The sequence below is a fragment of the Rhodopirellula sp. MGV genome, from assembly GCF_002251265.1.
GTDB lineage: Bacteria > Planctomycetota > Planctomycetia > Pirellulales > Pirellulaceae > Stieleria > Stieleria baltica_A.
In genome coordinates, this window is the sequence record NZ_NPDI01000063.1 from 108,998 (window position 1) to 127,288 (window position 18,291).

10 protein-coding genes are annotated in these 18,291 nt (G+C 55.0%); 6 read left to right on the forward strand and 4 right to left on the reverse strand.

Annotation, left to right across the window (positions count from 1 at the left end; all coding sequences use genetic code 11):
* Positions 1–100: 100 nt before the first annotated feature.
* Both CGZ80_RS22110 and CGZ80_RS22115 read left to right on the forward strand, forming a co-directional pair.
* Positions 101–1,021, forward strand: a complete 921-nt coding sequence (locus tag CGZ80_RS22110) for a GGDEF domain-containing protein (RefSeq protein WP_094417854.1) — start codon at positions 101–103, stop codon at positions 1,019–1,021.
* Between the two features lie 119 nt (positions 1,022–1,140).
* Positions 1,141–3,459: a TonB-dependent receptor gene (locus CGZ80_RS22115; RefSeq protein ID WP_094417855.1), complete on the forward strand. Its 2,319-nt coding sequence runs from the start codon at positions 1,141–1,143 to the stop codon at positions 3,457–3,459.
* 19 nt (positions 3,460–3,478) lie between these two features.
* Here CGZ80_RS22115 and CGZ80_RS22120 read toward each other — a convergent pair whose 3' ends face one another.
* Complete coding sequence (locus CGZ80_RS22120) at positions 3,479–4,795, reverse strand: PQQ-binding-like beta-propeller repeat protein (RefSeq protein ID WP_233148589.1); 1,317 nt, start codon at positions 4,793–4,795, stop codon at positions 3,479–3,481.
* Between the two features lie 195 nt (positions 4,796–4,990).
* Here CGZ80_RS22120 and CGZ80_RS22125 point away from each other — a divergent pair, with 195 nt between their 5' ends.
* A complete protein-coding gene (locus CGZ80_RS22125) occupies positions 4,991–5,752 on the forward strand; it encodes a hypothetical protein (protein ID WP_094417856.1) in 762 nt (253 codons plus the stop codon).
* A 55-nt stretch (positions 5,753–5,807) separates the two neighbouring features.
* On the opposite strand, the gene CGZ80_RS22130 is transcribed toward CGZ80_RS22125, so the two are convergent.
* Positions 5,808–6,827, reverse strand: a complete 1,020-nt coding sequence (locus tag CGZ80_RS22130) for a glutamine synthetase beta-grasp domain-containing protein (protein ID WP_094417857.1) — start codon at positions 6,825–6,827, stop codon at positions 5,808–5,810.
* Positions 6,828–7,732: 905 nt separating this feature from the next.
* Between CGZ80_RS22130 and CGZ80_RS22135 the strand changes: the two genes are divergently transcribed.
* Positions 7,733–9,364 (forward strand): NfeD family protein, encoded by a 1,632-nt coding sequence (locus CGZ80_RS22135; protein WP_143544094.1) that lies wholly within the window; start codon positions 7,733–7,735, stop codon positions 9,362–9,364.
* An 81-nt stretch (positions 9,365–9,445) separates the two neighbouring features.
* Here CGZ80_RS22135 and CGZ80_RS22140 read toward each other — a convergent pair whose 3' ends face one another.
* Entirely contained in the window at positions 9,446–10,891 is a 1,446-nt protein-coding gene (locus tag CGZ80_RS22140) for a class I SAM-dependent methyltransferase (RefSeq protein ID WP_094417858.1), read from the reverse strand.
* A gap of 374 nt (positions 10,892–11,265) precedes the next feature.
* On the opposite strand from CGZ80_RS22140, the gene CGZ80_RS22145 reads away from it, so the two are divergent.
* Positions 11,266–17,172: an ATP-binding protein gene (locus CGZ80_RS22145; protein ID WP_158222810.1), complete on the forward strand. Its 5,907-nt coding sequence runs from the start codon at positions 11,266–11,268 to the stop codon at positions 17,170–17,172.
* A gap of 54 nt (positions 17,173–17,226) precedes the next feature.
* On the opposite strand, the gene CGZ80_RS22150 is transcribed toward CGZ80_RS22145, so the two are convergent.
* A complete protein-coding gene (locus tag CGZ80_RS22150; protein ID WP_233148590.1) occupies positions 17,227–18,024 on the reverse strand; it encodes a class I SAM-dependent methyltransferase in 798 nt (265 codons plus the stop codon).
* Between CGZ80_RS22150 and CGZ80_RS27755 the strand changes: the two genes are divergently transcribed.
* Positions 18,005–18,238: a hypothetical protein gene (locus CGZ80_RS27755; protein WP_198953764.1), complete on the forward strand. Its 234-nt coding sequence runs from the start codon at positions 18,005–18,007 to the stop codon at positions 18,236–18,238. The genes CGZ80_RS22150 and CGZ80_RS27755 overlap by 20 nt on opposite strands.
* The last annotated feature ends 53 nt before the right edge of the window (positions 18,239–18,291 follow it).

Sequence of the window (18,291 nt, forward strand, 5' to 3'; positions counted from 1 at the left end):
CCGGACGCCAAAGCTTTAGGCTTTGTTTGAACACCATCCGATATCGAATTGACTTCGTCGTCACGCAATCCGAATAGACGCGCACCCCAATATCACGTCCATGCTTGCCGAACCCAATTGCCGACCGGCCTCCGCCATTCCTGAAGCAGAGAACACACTCGCACACAGTCGTGGCCGATTACGATCGAATGCGGGGAACGACAAAACCTGTTTGGTGCAGATCTATCCGCCAAACGTCGTCGACGGCATGCTACTTCTCGAACAACCGAAAATCTTGGTCGGCAGGGATACCAACGCTAACCTTGTACTCGCCGATCAAAGCGTTTCACGCAGTCATGCAGAACTGGAATGGACAGACGACGGTTACGTCCTCCGCGATTTGGGAAGTACCAACGGCACCCAAGTAAACGATGCCAGTGTGCAATCCCGCCTGTTACAGTCGGGTGACACGATTCACTTCGGAATCTTTATCTTTCGATTCTTAACCGCTGACAGCATCGAAACACAGTACCACGAGACGGTCTACAACGCGCTGGTGCGTGATGTTCTGACCGGAACGATGAATAAGCGGTATCTGCTGGAAGTGATGGAGCGAGAAATTGCTCGTGCGGTCCGTCAGCAATCACTACTGTCGGTAACGATGCTGGACATCGATCATTTCAAGAGCATCAACGACACCTATGGGCATCTCATCGGTGACGAAGTCTTGAAACAATTCGGCGGTCGCGTGGCAAACGTTTCGCGTTGTGACGATTTATTGGCTCGCTACGGCGGCGAAGAGTTCTGCTTGTTGATGGCCGGTACCGACTTGGCCGAGGCTTGTGAGATCGCCGAACGCTGCCGACAAGTCGTTGCCAACACACCGTTCCAAACGGAAGTTGGGCCGCTGGACATCTCGGCGAGTTTCGGGGTTGCATGTTTAGACCCGGTTCGAGCGATTAGCACACTCGATTTCTTACAACTCGCCGACCAGAAGTTGTACGACGCGAAATCGGCCGGACGGAACTGTGTCTGCAGTTAGACATTTCTCGTTTGTGAGTGGGCAAACCCCCTAACACAGACGATAAACATTTGAGAAGCAGTTTTCGCAGTTTGCTTCTTGAGCCGCTAACTTGACGACATTGTGGAAATGGATTTCCGATGCTCTTTCGCAACCTGAATGCCCGAACGATACAGCTCTACTGTGCGGCATCATTCATCTTGCATGCCACCCTCTGCATCGACAGTCACGTCGGCTGGGCGCAACAGCCCACCGGCGAAACCGTCTCTGCTGACGAGACCGCTGCTGAACCAACTTTGCAAGAGCCCGTCCGTCCGCCCAATGAGTCGTCGGCGTCGACGAAACAAAACACCAACACACGACTCAGTTCGGACGAGCGACTTCAAAGACTCTTTGGTGAAGTTGACCAGCTCGATCAACTCCCCGAGATACGACGACCGCACGCGAAGTCCCCCGCAGCGAATGCGGTCTTCTCCGCCGAAGCGGTCGGTCGACGCACGTCCGACGTTGGCAGCCTGCTGAAACAATCGAAAGGCGCTCAGGGTGTCACGATTCAGCATCGCACGCCAATCACGAGTGACACACGTGTCCGCGGTCAACGCGTGGGACAGATCTTGGCATCCGGTTCTTACTGGGCACCCGCTCGGATGGACTTGGACACCATGATGAGCAAGATCGATTCGCGATTGATCGAAGACTTGATCTTGATCAAAGGCCCCTATGCCGCGCGATACGGACCGAGTTTTCGTGTTGTCGACCTCGAGTTCGTACACTCGCCACGCTACGCAACCACTGAGATCCATGGCAGCACGAGTGCAACCTACAGCAGCAACGGTGACCACTGGTATGGACGTCAATCCGGCTGGGGTGGCGGCGAAGACTATGGCTTTTACCTAAGCTATGGACACCAGACTGCGAATGACTACGAAACCGGCAAAGACGATTTCGCGATGCCGTCGAGCTTCAAGTCACGCGACGTTTTCCTGGCATTCGGATATGACCTGTCCGATCACGAGACAATTGAGTTCAACTACTTGCGGCTTGACCAAACCGATGTCGAAATTCCGGGGTTGGTCTACGACATCAACTTCCTAGTCACCGATGGCTACGAAGTGACCTACACCAATCTTGCACCTTCATTCTTCGCCGACCAATTCAGCGCGGAGTTTTGGTACAACCGCACTCGATTCGAAGGCGACACGAGCCGTCCGGGAAAGAAAAAACAAATCCCATCGCTACTGACCGAACTTGAATCCCCAAGTGGCGCGGATGGCTTGGCGACCACCGATGTCGACGCGTTAAGCGCTGGCTATCGCTTGGAAAACATCTTGCTGACACAGAACGGTCAGTACGCCTATGGGACAGACATGATCGTCTTGAACCAACAGCTCAATGACATCGAGCCACTGGCCCCGCCCAACGATAACAACTTCCCGATCCCGCGTAGCCATTCGATCGACGTCGGCCTTTACGTTGAAGATGTCGAACAGATCACGGACCGGCTTTCGATGACGGCGGGTGGGCGTGTCGATGGAGTCTTTGCCGATGCTGCCGATCATGTCAAAGGCGTTCCGATCTTGTTGTCGGACCTTAAACAAGCGGACCTTGAGCAGGCGTTCTTTCTTGGCGCCGCCTACCTGACCGCTGACTACCAATTGAACAACCAATGGGACGTCAATTTGGGAATGGGTTTCGCTTCACGCGCCCCGACACTGACAGAGATGTATGCAGAAGCGTCGTTCATTGGCAGCTTGCAACGCGGCGTCACGTTCTTGCTTGGTGACCCGAAACTGAAACAAGAAAAGCTTTACCAACTCGATGCGGCGCTTCGCTACAGCGAGGGCAAGAATCGATTCGGTGTTCAAGGTCACTACGCGTGGATCGAAGACTTTATCACCTATGACTTACTCGATCCGCCTGGAACTTCCGACGGGTTTCAAAAAGGCGCCGCGTTTACCAACACCGATCTGGCCGTACTCAGCGGCGTGGAACTGTACGGTCAACGACGCCTGTGTGATTACCTGACACTGTTCGGAACTGCGACGTATACCGAGGGGACTGACCTAACCCGTAACACCCCATCGCGGCTGTCACCGTACCTTGACCGGAGTGCGCGAGGAGGTAGCGAAAAAGAAGCTTTGCCAGGCATCAACCCGCTGGAATCACGTCTCGGAATCGTGTTTGAAGACCCCAATCCCAAGCCGACCTGGGGCATCGAGCTGATGGCACGTGTCGTGGACAACCAGTCACGAGTCGCGCGCACCTTGGAAGAACAACCGACACCGGGCTTCACGACATACGATGTGCGTGGGTATCGCGCGATCAACCAATGGCTGTTCACCGCGGGTATCGAAAACTTCACCAACAAGTTCTACCAAGAACATATCGACTATCGATCTGGACGCGGCGTTTACCGTCCCGGGATCTCGGCCTATTTCGGAACCGAAGTCACCTATTGATCGATTCAGTGACTTGGGATCAACGTAGCGGTGCGGCGATCAGCTCGTCATCGTTGCGAGCGTAAATGACCCCATCGGCGATCGCGGGATGCGACCAAACGACACCATCGCGTCGCTTGAGTTGCTGAAGCGTCGGCGCGATCAATTGTGAGCGTGAATGAGTTTCGACCCCCTGAGGTGTGAGCGTGACGATTAACAGTTCGCCTTGATCATTTAAAATGATTTCGTCATCACCGTTTCGGATCGTGTGAATGGTTGCCCAACGTGCTTGGGGGACGACACTAAGATCCTCCCAGACTCGGTCGCCGTTTTTTAAATCCAGGCATCGCAGTTCGCCATAGCTGTCGGCGCCATAGATGTGCTCACCTTTGATGATCGGGTTCGAGATCATCGCGTGCAGCGCATCGGTGTTGCGTTCATCAATCCCAATCCGCCGCCATTCAGTTTTTGCGGTCGGTTGCTGACGATCAAACCGTATCAACAACGAACCGTCATAGAACGATGACACGAACAGCAAGTCATCTTGAACGACAGGCGTCGGCACCCCGATCGGCATATTGCGAGGCTTCATTTCGATTGCCCAAAACACTTTGCCGGTCAACGGATCAAGACCACTGACGCTATCGCCAGTCCAGCAGGCAACGACGTCTTGGTCGCCTTGGCGAATGATGATCGGTGCGCTGTAGCCGCCGCGTTCATTCAAAGCACGCCAACGTTCCTGCCCACTCGCTAAATCCAAAGCGACCACACAAGCACCCGATTTGCCTGAGGTCATCTGAATGATCAGGTCGTCATACACCAGTGGTGCGGCTGTAATTCCCCAGATCGGCATCTCGATTTGAAAGTCAGCTTGCAAGTCACGAGTCCAGACTAATGATCCAGACTCAGCATCGAAGCAGTTCATCCGGCCCATCGCACCGACCGCGATTGCTCGGCCTTCGTGAATCGTGACAGAGGCGCGCGGCCCGGACGCTTGGTAGCCTATCGAATACTCGACGGGGTCACGATGCTCCCAGATCGGTTTGCCGGTTTTGGCATCGAAGCACAGCACTCGTTCCATTGCGTCTGGAGATTCGCCTTGACGGTCGGTCAGGTAGACACGTCCATTTGCGATCGTCGGACCACTGTACCCCGGCCCAACCGGCGTCGACCAAGATCGCGGGATTTGGCCATCAGGCAATTGCCGGCCAATCGCTGGATCGTCGATCTTTGCATCACGATTTACACCGCGCCATTGTGGCCAATCGTCCGCAATCGTCTTGCCTGCGTTTGTCATCACGATCGATAGCGTGAACACAGCAATGCTTGATCGAGAGAATAGCTTGATTCGGTTCATGGGTCGGTTTGGCGTTCAGCGTGGATAGTGAGGTCGATGGCTCGTGCGAATTATAGCTTTCGCTCATGTGGCCGCCATGACGCCTTGCCGGCACTGACAGCGGATTGGCACATGGTGTGCACAACCTGTCAAAAAGACACACAGAAATGCCGATCAGGCGAGTTTTGGAACGATTTGAACAGGGTGGAACCGGGGATGAGCGAAACCGATGTGATTGATGCGAGCGCGTTGGCTGAGTTGAAGAAAGAACGGTCAACAACGCTCGTGCCCGAAATGCACCAATGGATTTTGTCAGGGGTCGTTGCCGCCGCGGCACGCTTCATCCCTGTTCCTTTTGTAGACGACTTTGTGAAATCGAAATGCCGAAAGCATGTGGTGACTTCGGCGTTGTCTGGCATCGACCGCTCTAAACTGAGGACCGATTTTTCAACAATGTACAGCGAACCGGGCGGGATCCTGTCTGGGACCGCGGCGATGGCTGCAAAGATCCCAATCAAGCTGTTGCTGTTTCCCGTTCGAAAGATCGTCGCCGTGATGACTTCGGTTCGTGGGGTTCCACTGGAAGTGATTCGTTGTGTGTTGTTGGGGCGGACGGTGCAGCGATTTGCGGAGAAAACGTCTCAGCCTGGTGGAGTTGCCGTGGACGGAAACTCGCTTCGTCAGGCATTTGACAGTGCGTTTTCGAGGATGGACTTCCGTGTCGTGCGGGCGGTCGTTGGTGACGCATTATCCGGAATTGAGCGCTGGTCCGATGCGGCGATCGAAATGGCAAAATCGATTGCCACACAACAATCCGATGCGCCACTGGAACAACAGGACAAACCGGCGGTGGAGGCGAGCGTCCAGAGGATCGAGCAGAGCTTGAATCAACCAAAGGTCATGCAGTTGTTTAGCGACTTTGACTCCAAACTGGACGCAAAACTGCTGGCGATCGAGGCAAAAAATAACCGGCGGTGAAATTCACCGCCGGTTATCGAATCAGCTGAGCGAGTCAGGTGACGCAGAGGCAACCTTATGCAGGCAGCGCGGCGCGTTTGACAGTCGCGATGATTGCGCTAGCAACCATGTAAGGGTCTGCGTTCGACGCAGGACGGCGGTCTTCCAACCAACCTTTCCAACCGTTTTCGACGGTACCGATTGGAATACGGATCGATGCACCACGGTCCGAAACGCCGTAGCTGAATTTGTCGATCGATTGGGTTTCGTGAAGACCGGTCAAACGCTGATCGTTGTCCGCACCGTAAACATCGATGTGTTCTTTGATGCGTGGCTCGAAGGCTTGGCAGATCGCTTCGTAGGTCTCTTGGCTGCCGCAGTTACGCAGCGTTTCGTTGGAGAAGTTGGCGTGCATGCCGCTTCCGTTCCAGTCGCCCTTGACTGGCTTGCAGTGCCAGTTGATCGACAGGCCGTGAGCTTCGGCAACACGTTCGAGCAAGTAGCGAGCCAACCAGATTTGGTCGCCAGCTTCTTTCGCACCCTTCGAGAAGATTTGGAATTCCCATTGGCCCATCATCACTTCGGCGTTGATGCCTTCGACGTTCAGGCCAGCTTGCAAGCACAACTCGAGGTGCTCTTCAACGATCTCGCGTCCAACTGCTTTGCCGGTACCGACGCTGCAGTAGTAAGGACCTTGAGGACCGGGATAGCCTTCCATCGGGAAGCCGAGTGGCTTGTTGGTGTCGGGGTTCCACAGGGTGTATTCCTGCTCGAAACCGAACCAGAAATCGCCGTCATCATCATCAATGGTTGCACGACCGTTGGTACGGTGAGGGGTCCCGTCGGCGTTCAGAACTTCGCACATGACGAGGAAACCGGTGCCCATGCGACCTGGATCGGGGATCACGCGAACTGGCTTGAGCAAGCAGTCGGACGAACCGCCTGGAGCCTGCTCAGTCGAGGAGCCATCGAAGGACCAGACCGGCGCGTCTTCAACATTTCCGCTGAAATCACTGACGACTTTCGTCTTGCTACGCAGACTTTGAGTCGGTTGATAACCATCCAACCAGACGTATTCCAACTTGCATTTGGTCATGAAAAAGATTCTCCCTAGGTGAATCAAACGAGTGGACCATTTGAAGGTGACGCGGGGCAATTCGCCGGGGCACACCTTCGCTTTCTACCAATGTCTACCTAACGCGCCCGAGACAACGCTGCTGAAGGGTCTGCATCACAGTCCCCAAAACCGCATCGCCCGGTCAGCCCAGTGAGCAAGTGGAATCAACCGCCTCTGAGCAACTACCGATCCTGACCTGATCAATGTCGATGACCCAGTCAAGGTTCACGAAGGACGGGCTCCTGCAATGCCTTCGCGTCACGGCCTTTCACAAGGCCTTCTTTGCCATCGTGCTGTATTCCTTGACACGCGCCACATCATACTAGTTGCGCACGCCCCAGAAAACAGTTCTCGTGCAGCCAACACTTCTACCACGAAAGCTTCGTTTCGTCACCCCTCAGGGACTGTTTCCGGGCGTAGATTTACACCTCCAGCCTGTTTGCCAGACTCGTCAGCATGACGTGTTGTCGCATCCCATCGGGGAATCGCTGCTCCGCTCGCGCCTTGTCGGGTGATCGATACACGACCTCTCACAGGGAACAAATCACCTGGAAGGCATGGATCACGCCAAAAAGCGCCCCACTGAGGTAAATCGATCCACAATATAGGTCTCGACGCCGGCCAGATCCTGAACCTCCGAAGCGGCATTTTCCCGCCATTTCGCCGAGCCCGCGTCTTCATCACAGTTTTTCACGTTTAAGTTTTGCCAAACCTCCTTATTGGGCGAGACACTGCCATTCCCGACAGACTTATTAGAAGCATCGAGACTGCACTCGCCCTCTCGTGAACTAAATTGGGCCCCACCTAAAATGGGATCGCCCTAAACTTAAGTTGCCCGCGTTCAACTCTTTTCTCTCTTCCCCGTCAGCGTTTCGCTTTGCCTTATGTTTCGAGCACCACTACGCGATGCACCTTCCCACAATCTCGCTGACCAACCTTCGTCTGACCAACGCCGCTCGGTACGACGGACATCGCTTCGGTGTCTGACTTGGTTGCTGTGCCTTGCCCTGACAGGCATCGCTTGGACTTCAACACCGATCGTTGATGCCGATGAAGCCGCCCAACGCGAACCGGTAGTCGACGGACCGCAGGAGGAACCGAAACGCTCCGCCGTCGTGATTCCGCTGCATACCGATATCAATCCGCTCAGTGGCGAGCAGTTGATCCGCAAATTTAAAAGCGCGGTCGAGATGGATGTCGATGTCATCATCCTGGACATCAACTCGCCAGGCGGAATGGTTTACTACACCTTTCAGATCATGGATTTGATCCTCGCGACCAAAGACGTCGAAACGGTCGCCTACATTCGCAACGATGCCATCAGCGGTGCTGCGCTCGTTTCCCTCGCTTGCGACAAAATTTACATGGACCCGAGTGCGAGGATGGGTGATGCCGGTGTGATCGAGATGGGCGGCGACGGTGCTTGGCGTTATGTCGAAGCCAAAGGTCGAAGCGTCGTCGCACAAAAGGCTCGCGATACCGCAGAACGAAACGGTCGTTCGCCGACGCTAGCGGAAAAGATGACTGACAAAGACATGGTCGTCTTTCGTGCCGTCAACAAAAACGACGGTACCGTTCGCTACATCAGTGACAAAGAATGGGACTCGATGCCGGATACGGACGCATGGGAACGCGGGAACAACATCCGCGAAGCTGGCAAAGAGATGTTTTTCATCGCCAACGGCAAACGCTGCGTCGAACTCGGAATGGCAAATCAGACCGTTGACAGCCTTGATGAATTGGCAACTGACCTCAACCTTCAAACGCCAATCCAAGTACTCGATTACACCGCGACCGATACGGCAATCACCATCTTGAATTCGCGACCAGTCACGATCCTGCTGCTGATTATTGGCATGATTGCGTTGGTGTTCGAATTCAGTGCCCCGGGAATGGGCATCGGCGGACTTACTTCGATTCTCTGTTTCGGCCTTTTCTTTTGGAGCCGCTTCCTTGGCGGAACGGCCGGCTGGTTTGAGGTAACGCTGTTCGTTCTGGGAGTCGCTTTCATCGTCCTGGAGATCTTCGTCATTCCCGGGTTCGGCGTCGCGGGTCTTGGCGGATTTGGTTTAGTCCTGACTTCTCTGGTCTTGGCTTCGCAACGTTTTCTGGTCCCACGCAACGGCGATGACCTGACCAAGCTGGGATGGGACGTGTTAACGGTGATGGGCGCGTTCGTCGGATTTTTGATCGCGATGTTGTTTCTTGCCAAATACATCGGCGACATTCCCGGTCTGGGGCGGCTCACGTTAAAGCCGCAAGTTGCGTTTGCGGGAATCGGCGCCGAAGACACCGATGAATCCTTCGACGAACCTGACCTCAGCATGCCGGGGTGGCAACGGGTCCAGGTCGGCGACGAGGGTGTCGCGGTCGGCGCGCTGCGGCCCGGCGGAAAAATGAGTGTCGATGACTTCACCGTCGATGTCGTCACCGAAGGAGACTATGTCGACAGTGGAATGGCGGTCCGCGTTATTGCCAAGCAGGGAACCAAGATCGTCGTAAGGGTTGTTGCTTAAAGATCCTGCATCTTAAAAAAACTGCCGGCGACTGCTGATGCAATCGCCGGCAGGGCAATTTACAAGTTTGGCTTGTCGGCCTTACGACACGTCGACGCTGTCACGGCGAGCAGTAACGAATCGATACTCGGCGAGTGTCGGGTCGTTGTCGCCAAGAACTGCACCGGCGGTTACTTCGACATCTAATACGACACCACATTCATTCAAGAATGAGCCAACATCACTTGGCCCATAGATGAATTTTTCGCCGATCATTTCCATCTGCTCGACAAACGCTTGAATGTTTGGATCTCCGGTATTCGCATCGATGACGGCCGGGGTCACACAATCCATCCACAAACGGCTCTCGGGATTTTTCAGCGACCGCATCACTGAGGAAAGCAAGCGAACGTTTTGTTCGTGTTCGAAGTACATCGAACAGCCTTCATAAATGACCAAAGTCGTTGCGGTTTGCGAGAACGCGAAGTGATCACGCAACTTGCTGCCGACATCACACTTCAAGAAGTCGGCAGCAATCTGGTGTCGCTCCGGTGCCTGATGGGCCCCACCAATTTGAGATTCCATTCGTTGAATCACATGCTGCCGTTCGGTCAGCATTTCAGGAAGATCGATTTCAAAAATCGTTGCGCCGCGAAGCTCATTGGTCAGACGCAGCGGTCGCATATCCAGTCCCGCGCCCAACATCACGAGTTGTTCGATTTCTGGCATCGAACGAACCACATCGTCGGCATTTCGAGTCCGGGCAACCACAAACGACTGGAGTTGCGGCAAGACCTTATTCAATCGCTCGGCTTGCAAGATCCCGTGCGTCCCGGCAGCAAACATGTCGTGCCCGCCGTCAAGACGAATCTTGACGCCATCGTCACGGCAAATCCACTGGCCTTGATCCTGTCGGCCTCGGGCGCGAAGCCCCGAAATAATCCGAGCCGATTTCTTCAGATTCAACTTCGACAGCGACGAGCGTTGCCCGTCTTCGCGATCACGCAACAATTGCTTGGTCGCCTGTGCGAAGTACTTCATTTCGGCCACCGCGACACGTTCATTGTCTTCAGAGAAGAACTCGACGTTTAGCGTGACCAACACCACACGTCCACCAAAGTAACGAGACTTGATCCGCTCGGCGGTTTTCGCGTCAATGCGACAAACGCCTCGCAGATTGCTCGTACTCGGGTTTTCGTATTTGACATCCATCGACGCCAGCCAAAGCGACGCCGAGTCATTCGGATGCCCACGGTGGATGCCCGTCAGCGGAACCCCGGTCAGTAAGGTCGTTAAAGCCATACCACCGGTATAGTCTGCCGAAAGCGAAATCAGCGCGGCTTGGTGTGTGCCATGCTGATTCGTTGTCGGCACGCTTAACGGAAGAACCGATTCGCAGTAGCCGCGTTCGACCTTCGTGACTTTCCAGTTTGTCCATTCCAAGACCGGAACGGCCTTATGGAGTAAACCGGTCATCAGTTCCGGATTCACGCGCTGAGCATAATCGGACTCCCATGTGACGGGAGTTTCCTGTTCGATCGCAGACATGTTTTGCCCCCATTTGTTGCGAACGAGTAATAACAGTCAATCGTGTCTGTTAACACACGGTAAGGGATCACCCCCTGTACGATAGTTACCGAGTGACAAGAGCGACACATTGTGAGGGTGAACCCTTTCCGAAGATATCACCTCGGTAAATAAGCAGAGACCTACTATTTCGAAGAAACAACCACGAATTCGGACGGAGTTCACATCCTGATTCGAGATCGTTTGGTCACATAACGCTTTTTGAAGTTTTATGCGACCATCCTAATTCACGTTGCGAAGCGTTGGATTCGAGGAGGCCCCACCTCGATTGACATCACTCGTACGCGCCATTTGCGCGCATGGAATACCCCGGGCCAACCCTCGATCCTGTCGAAATGAAACAGAATGCAACAGCCGAGCGTGAATATCATCTGATACGCCGATTGACGGATGTGGCAGATGCGACCTGTTTGCTGGTTGAAGACCAACTGACTGGCGAACCGTTTGTGTTACGGCGGATCGATCGAAAGATCTTGCCCGATGATCTACGCGTTCGCTTTGATAATGAAGTCCGTCTGCTCAGTACGATCGAATGCGATGCGTACGGCAAGCTGCTATCGCACGAATGGAGTGACAGCGGGCTGCAAGTGCTGTATGCCTATCATCCAGGCCGATCACTCGCATCCAGGCTCTCACGCGGCCCCTTGTCACCTTTACAAGTCGCCGCGTTGGCGGTCGATTTGTTGGAAGCACTGGTCCAAGTTCACGCCAAAGGTTGCGTGCATCGTGACTTTCGGCCATCCCACATTGTCCTGCGAGACGATGGCCCCGCGATGCTTGCGGGCTATGGTCCGCTCTGGCGAGTCAACCTCTCTGACCCAGAAAGCGAGTTCACCGTCGAGATGCTCCGGTATGCGTCTCCAGAACTCGCTGGCATCATCCGCCACGACATTGGGCCATCTTCGGACCTCTATTCGCTGGGGTTACTGCTATTCACTTCGCTGTCGGGTTCACCGATGTGCGATGCGGCGACAATCAGCGAAATCTTGCTGCAGCATTCCACGAAAGATCTCAATACCGACAACTTGCCGAGTGATACGCCGGCACCGTTGGTGGAGATGCTTGAGCGTCTAACGCAAAAAGAACCGCGTGAGCGTTACCAGTCCGCCGTAGCGGCGCTGGACGACGCCCATGCCATTTTGCGGATGATCGAAAACGATGACCCCGATTCGTCGGTTGTCATCGGGCGCAGCGATTCACGAGCGGGGTTGGTCGACCCTGCCTTCGTCGGTCGCGAACCACAACTCCGGGCTCTCAGCGAAAACCTGGAAATGGTCGTCAACGGGCGTTGGCGGCAACTGCTCATCGCTTCACCATCAGGGATGGGGAAAAGCCGCCTAACACAAGAAATCTCACGGCTGGCGACGCGACTGGGATTCGTCGTTTTGCACGGTGATTCGACCGACCAAGCCACCGGCGAACCGAACGCGCCCTGGATGCAGGTGATCAACCGGCTGGCCATTGTCTGTAAAACGGACGAGGCACTTCGCGAGCGAATCGCGATCCTAATGTCGGATTATCGCGAAGAAGTACTCACCGCGATGCCGCCTTTGGCGCAGGTCCTTGGGTGGACCGGTCAACGACTCTCCGGCCCCGATGACCGCGGACAAAGCCGCGTCCTTTCTGCGTTCGCTGCGCTGATGACGGGGCTCGGTTCGTCCGGCAAACCGTTCCTCATCACGCTGGATAACTGCCAATGGATGGACGACCAGTCGATTCGCGTCCTGCAGCGTGTCTCGCGTAGCGAAGCATCCCACCAACTGCTGCTTTTGCTGTCTCGCCCAGACGAAGGCAACGCAAACCAAATCCGCGAGATTGCGCGAACCGATCAGTCACTGTCGCTCGGCCCACTCGACCCACAAAGTATCGGTCGGCTGTGCGAATCGATGGCCGGTACCTTGCCTCAAGACGCGATTTCAGTCATTGCCGACTACGCCGAAGGCAGCCCGTTCATGGCCTCCGCCGTCTTGCGCGGAATGGTCGAGTCATCGGTGTTGAATTCGGAAAACGAGCGTTGGGTTCTCAACCAAAATCGCTTGGCGAATTTCCAGACCGCAGCAAGTGCGGGCGAAGTCCTCGCCGAACGTATCAAGAATTTGCCTTCGCTCGCGCTCAAATTCCTGCAATCGGCAGCCGTCATCGGCAGTTCGTTTACGCTCGATGCGGTCGCCACACTTTCTCAAATCGATCCTGCCGAAAGCTTCGGCCTGCTCGCCGACATCCGTCGCCAACGATTGATCTGGAGCAAACCGGACGGTGAGTATGCGTTCGCGCACGACAAGATCCGAGAAACGATCCTGGGTCAACTCGCGCCGGAAGTCAAACGGCAAATGCACGGCCAGATCGGTGCATACCTCGCGAACACCCGAAGCAACGCTCACTACGATCTCGCCTATCACTTCGATGAAGCGGGAATGCATGAAGAAGCATTGCCACACGCTCTTGCGGCCGCTGACGCGGCGCGTTCGGAGTTTTCTCTAAGCAGCGCCCGACGGCAACTGGAAATTGCCTCTCGCGCCCGGCAATTTGCCGACCCACAAACACGCCATCGCATTGAATCGGTGATGAGCGAAGTGGTGATGCTGCAGGGCGAATACGATAGCGCCGAAGAATGGCTCGCGAAGTGTACCGTCAGTGCGATCACGGACCACGACGAGGCGGTCGTCGCAACCCGTCTTGGCGAACTCGCCTTCAAACGCGGCAATAAACAACGCGCCGTCGAATACTACGAATCTGCGTTGCGTCGACTTGGCGAGCCAATCTGCAACAACCGATTCCAACTCGGTGTTCGACTGTTACGCGAAATCACGGTGCAAACACTGCACACGTACTTTCCGAAACTCACTCACGGCGGTGATCGCCTGCCGGACGAAACCGAGTTACTTCGACAGAAACTTTACAGCCATATCGCTCACGGATATTGGTACACCCGCGATAAATACTACACGCTTTGGTCACACCTTCGCGGCATGAACCGTGGCGAACGCTATCGCCCAACCACAACGCTGGCTCAAGCCTACAGCGAACACGCGCCGGCGATGAGTTTGCTCGGTTGGTACGGTCGTGGGCAGCGTTATGCGACCCGATCGCTGGAAATCCGCAAAGACCTACACGACATCTGGGGGCAAGGCCAATCGCGCCACTTCCTCAGTATCCTGCTGTATTCGTCCAGCCAGTTCGAAGCTTGTAACTCCGAAGCGAGCCAAGCGGTTTCGATCCTGGAACGTACGGGTGATTATTGGGAAGTCCATACGGCACGCTATCAGTATGCGGCGTCGCTGTACCGACAAGGCAACCTTTCAGAAGCGCTCGAACAGGCGCGAACCAACTATCGCTCCGCGGTTCGTCGTAGTGACTTCCAAGGCACCGGCAACATCGTTGACATCTGGTCGCGAGCGTCACTCGGCAACATCCCGCAAGACGTGCTGCAAATCGAAGTCGGACGTGATGTCGATGATGCCCAGCGGGACTGTCATGTCAAACTGGCTCATGCGGTCTACCACTATTACCGAGATAATTTCACCGAGTCGGCCAAATCGCTAACCGATGCCGTCAAGATCGCCGAGGCGGCGTCGGTGTTCAACGCCTACACCAGTCCCTGCTTCGCATGGCGAGTGTCAGCGTTGCGGCGGAAAATCGAAACGCGGCCAGCACGCATCGCTTCGAAACGCAAACGCGATATGCGTGAATTGCAACTGGCGTCGCGCAGAGCACTTCGAATCGCACGTAAATTCACCAACGAACTGCCCCACGCACTTCGTGAAAGGGGCGCTGTTTGTGCAATGACCGGTTGCATGCGCAGCGCCCACCGATACTTCGAGCAATCGCTCGAGATCGCTCGTCAACAAGGCGCCAGGCTGGAGGAAATCCAGACAACGTTGATGTATGCCGAGTTGGCGATCGAGGCTGGTTGGCCTGTCAATCAACAGGACGTCCACGCGGCACGCGAAGCGATGCTGCAGTACAAATCGGCCGTTGGCACCACCGATCAAGAATCCTCCGTATCGCTCGTCGACCGATTCGATGCGTTGCTCGAAGCCGGCCGACGAATCGCGGTCTGCACCGATCTGAGCGAAATCGAAGACGAGATCATTGAAGCGACTTCGCGACTGTTACGCGGCGACCGTGTCTTGTTGATCCGTCAGACCGAAGACAACCAGTGGGAAAGCCATACCCCCGGCGCACCATTCGACTTGGAAATCATTCGCAAATGCTGCGAGCGTCGCTCGGCAATCGTCTGTGATTTCGAAAATGTGATCGATACCTCCTCCGGTGATTCGCGGGGCACCAAAACACAGAACTACGGGACGTTCTTGTGCTGCCCGATCTTAGTCCGGGGACGTATCGAAGCTCACGTCTACGTGGCCAACTCATTCATGATGGGAATGTTCGGCGACGACGAACTTCGGATCGCCAACTACCTTTCCTCCGCCGCCGGCGCCGCGTTCGAAAAAGCCGACGGGTTCCGTCAACTCCAAGAGTTAAACCAAACCTTGGAACGAAAAGTTGCTGAACGCACCGCCGCTTTGCAACAACGAAATGTCGAAATCGAACGCACCGCAGACCGCTTGCGTGCGACCCAGGTTCACTTGCAAGAAGCGAAAGACGCGGCCGAACATGCCAACCAAGCCAAGAGCGACTTCCTGGCACGGATGAGCCACGAAATTCGCACGCCCATCACGGCGGTTTTGGGTTACACCGAACTGATGCTGCGTGGGGTTGTCAGCGATCCGGACGAACAACGTGTGCAGTTGGAGACCATCCATAGCAACGGTAGCCACTTGCTGCACCTATTAAACGACATTTTGGATTTGTCGAAAATCGAAGCCGAACGGATCGAAGTCGAACACATCGAATGCGTCCCGCTCAAGATCGTCGGCGATGTGATCAAGTCACTTTCGGGCAAAGTCCAGCAAAAGGGCATCGAGATTTCACTGCTGGCTGAATCGGACGTTCCCGAATCGGTCAAGAGCGACCCGACTCGCTTGCGTCAAATTTTGACCAACGTGATGGGCAACGCGATCAAGTTCACCGACCATGGCGGGATCGATGTCAAGATTTCGTTCGACGATAGCGACCGTACTCAGCCGCTGCTGACGATCGCAATCGAAGACACCGGAATCGGCATGGACGAAAACCAAATGCGAAAAGTCTTTGATCCCTTCTCGCAAGCGGACACGTCCACCACACGAAAGTATGGCGGTACCGGCCTTGGGCTTTCGATCAGCAAACACTTGGCCGAAGCACTTGGCGGCGGACTGACCGTGGCAAGTAAGCCTGGCGTGGGAAGCACGTTCACACTGAAGGTGGCCGCACCTGTTATTCAGGGTTGTCGTGTGATCAGTCGTGTCGAAGCAATCAAGCTGGCACTCGGACACGCTGAATCTTCGTTCGATTCGATCGAAGTCGACGGGGCTCGGGTACTGGTCGTTGACGACGCGCCAACGAACCGCGACTTGATCGACCGGTTGTTGACCAACGCGGGTGCCAAAGTCATGAAACTAGAAAATGGCCAGGAAGCCTATGACTACTTTATTGACGAAAACAAACAAATCATCCCACGCGAAATCGACCTGGTCTTGATGGACATGCAAATGCCATTGATGGACGGCTACACCGCAACCGCAGAACTTCGCAAAGCGGGACTCCCGATTCCGATCGTCGCAATGACCGCCAATACGATGGTTGGCGACGATAACAAGTGCCGTGAAGCTGGATGTTGTGACTACCTTTCCAAGCCTCTCGACTTGGATTTGGTGTTGGAAAAGGTTCGCCAGTGGGCGCACCTCTCCCGACAGCAACACCCTTCTGCGATGTCAAACATCGCCGATTCGACTTCGTCTCAGCTACTTTCTGTCCAACACAGCAAGTCGACAGAACAAGCGACACCAGAACCTCCAATCGCCGTGCCAGTGGACCCCAGCATGGACGACAAACCGGACGCGAGCGAAAGCCACTTGCCGGATGACTGGATGCGTCAATTTGCGATCGACTTGGTCACCAAAGTTCACGGACAGATGCCGGGAATCTGGCAATCATTCCATGGTGACGACATGGAAGCCGTCGCGACAAAAATCCACTGGATCAAAGGATCTGGAGGCACAGTGGGTTTGCCGAAACTGACGGAATTGGCGAAGTCTTGTGAAGAGGCCGCGCACAACTCGGACTTGGACAGCGTCTGTCAACGACTCGACAAGATTGAGCAATACATCAACTTGCTCGTCGAAGAATCGAACGCCTAGCTGGGTTGTGTCCCTGAGCAATCGCGTCGACGCTGCCCCGGTTGACGTGATTGCTTAGCGGACGATTCGCCAGCAACGATGAATCCGCCGATTGCGAAAATCTTCTGGAATCGTCTGTGCGGAAATCTCGTGACACTCGGTGACTTCTAGTTCACTGGGATCAAACTTGAAACGACGAAAGTTGTTCGAAAAGAATATCACGCCGCCTTTTCGAACCAGCGGTAGCAACTGTTGCAACATCGGAACGGCGTCCTCCTGCACGTTCCAGTCCTTCTCTGTTTTCTTGCTGCGCGAATACGTCGGCGGGTCAAAAACGACCAAGTCATACCGTTCACCGGCAGGATGCTCGTCAAGGAATTTGCCGACGTCCATTGCCAACAATTGGTGCGGGCCATCGCCTCGTCCATCGACGAAACCATTCAATCGCAAATTGTCGCGTGTCCATTCCCTGTACGTGCTCGACAGGTCAACCGTCGTCGTTTTGCGAGCGCCACCGTCCGCCGCATAAACGGTGAATGATCCCGTGTAGGCGAACAGATTCAAGAACCATTTGTCTTTGGCAATGTCGCGTACCATCGACCGCGTTTGACGATGATCGAGGAACAATCCGGTGTCGATGTAGTCATCAAGGTTGACCCAGAATTTTAAGCCGCCTTCGTTGACCTCGATGCGATTGCCCGTCTGATCGACTTGAGATGTGGGATAGTAGGCTTTGATCTGGTATTTCAAATCGGTTCCCGGAAGTTCCTGCGGATCTTTGCCTAGCTGCTGATCGACATGAATGACGGTTGGTTTACCACCAGCGTACAGAATGACCTGACCTTGCGGACCGATGGTTCCTTCTTCAGGCACGCAGGAACTTCCGGGAACCGATTTGAAATACCAGATCAAAGCCTACTATCCCACATCTCAAGTCGATCAGGCGACGGGCCAGGACTGGGTCGAGCTTCCCGAAGCGGAAGGGGCCGAGCCACGCAATCCGACGGTGATTATCGAACTGTTTCGTGACGACAAAAAAGTCGACGAGTTAACGCTGCTGGCCAATTTGCCAAAGTCGAACCAATAGTCACCAAAGACTTGCGCGTCGTAGGCCTGCATGTTCAACTGCGGCAAATTGGC

Bases quoted from the DNA above. Each gene is read 5' to 3' on its own strand.
- CGZ80_RS22110 (WP_094417854.1), top strand. From the start codon at position 101: ATGCTTGCCGAACCCAATTGCCGACCGGCCTCCGCCATTCCTGAAGCA.
- CGZ80_RS22115 (WP_094417855.1), top strand. From the start codon at position 1,141: ATGCTCTTTCGCAACCTGAATGCCCGAACGATACAGCTCTACTGTGCG.
- CGZ80_RS22120 (WP_233148589.1), bottom strand. From the start codon at position 4,795: ATGAACCGAATCAAGCTATTCTCTCGATCAAGCATTGCTGTGTTCACG.
- CGZ80_RS22125 (WP_094417856.1), top strand. From the start codon at position 4,991: ATGAGCGAAACCGATGTGATTGATGCGAGCGCGTTGGCTGAGTTGAAG.
- CGZ80_RS22130 (WP_094417857.1), bottom strand. From the start codon at position 6,827: ATGACCAAATGCAAGTTGGAATACGTCTGGTTGGATGGTTATCAACCG.
- CGZ80_RS22135 (WP_143544094.1), top strand. From the start codon at position 7,733: ATGTTTCGAGCACCACTACGCGATGCACCTTCCCACAATCTCGCTGAC.
- CGZ80_RS22140 (WP_094417858.1), bottom strand. From the start codon at position 10,891: ATGTCTGCGATCGAACAGGAAACTCCCGTCACATGGGAGTCCGATTAT.
- CGZ80_RS22145 (WP_158222810.1), top strand. From the start codon at position 11,266: ATGAAACAGAATGCAACAGCCGAGCGTGAATATCATCTGATACGCCGA.
- CGZ80_RS27755 (WP_198953764.1), top strand. From the start codon at position 18,005: ATGGTTCCTTCTTCAGGCACGCAGGAACTTCCGGGAACCGATTTGAAA.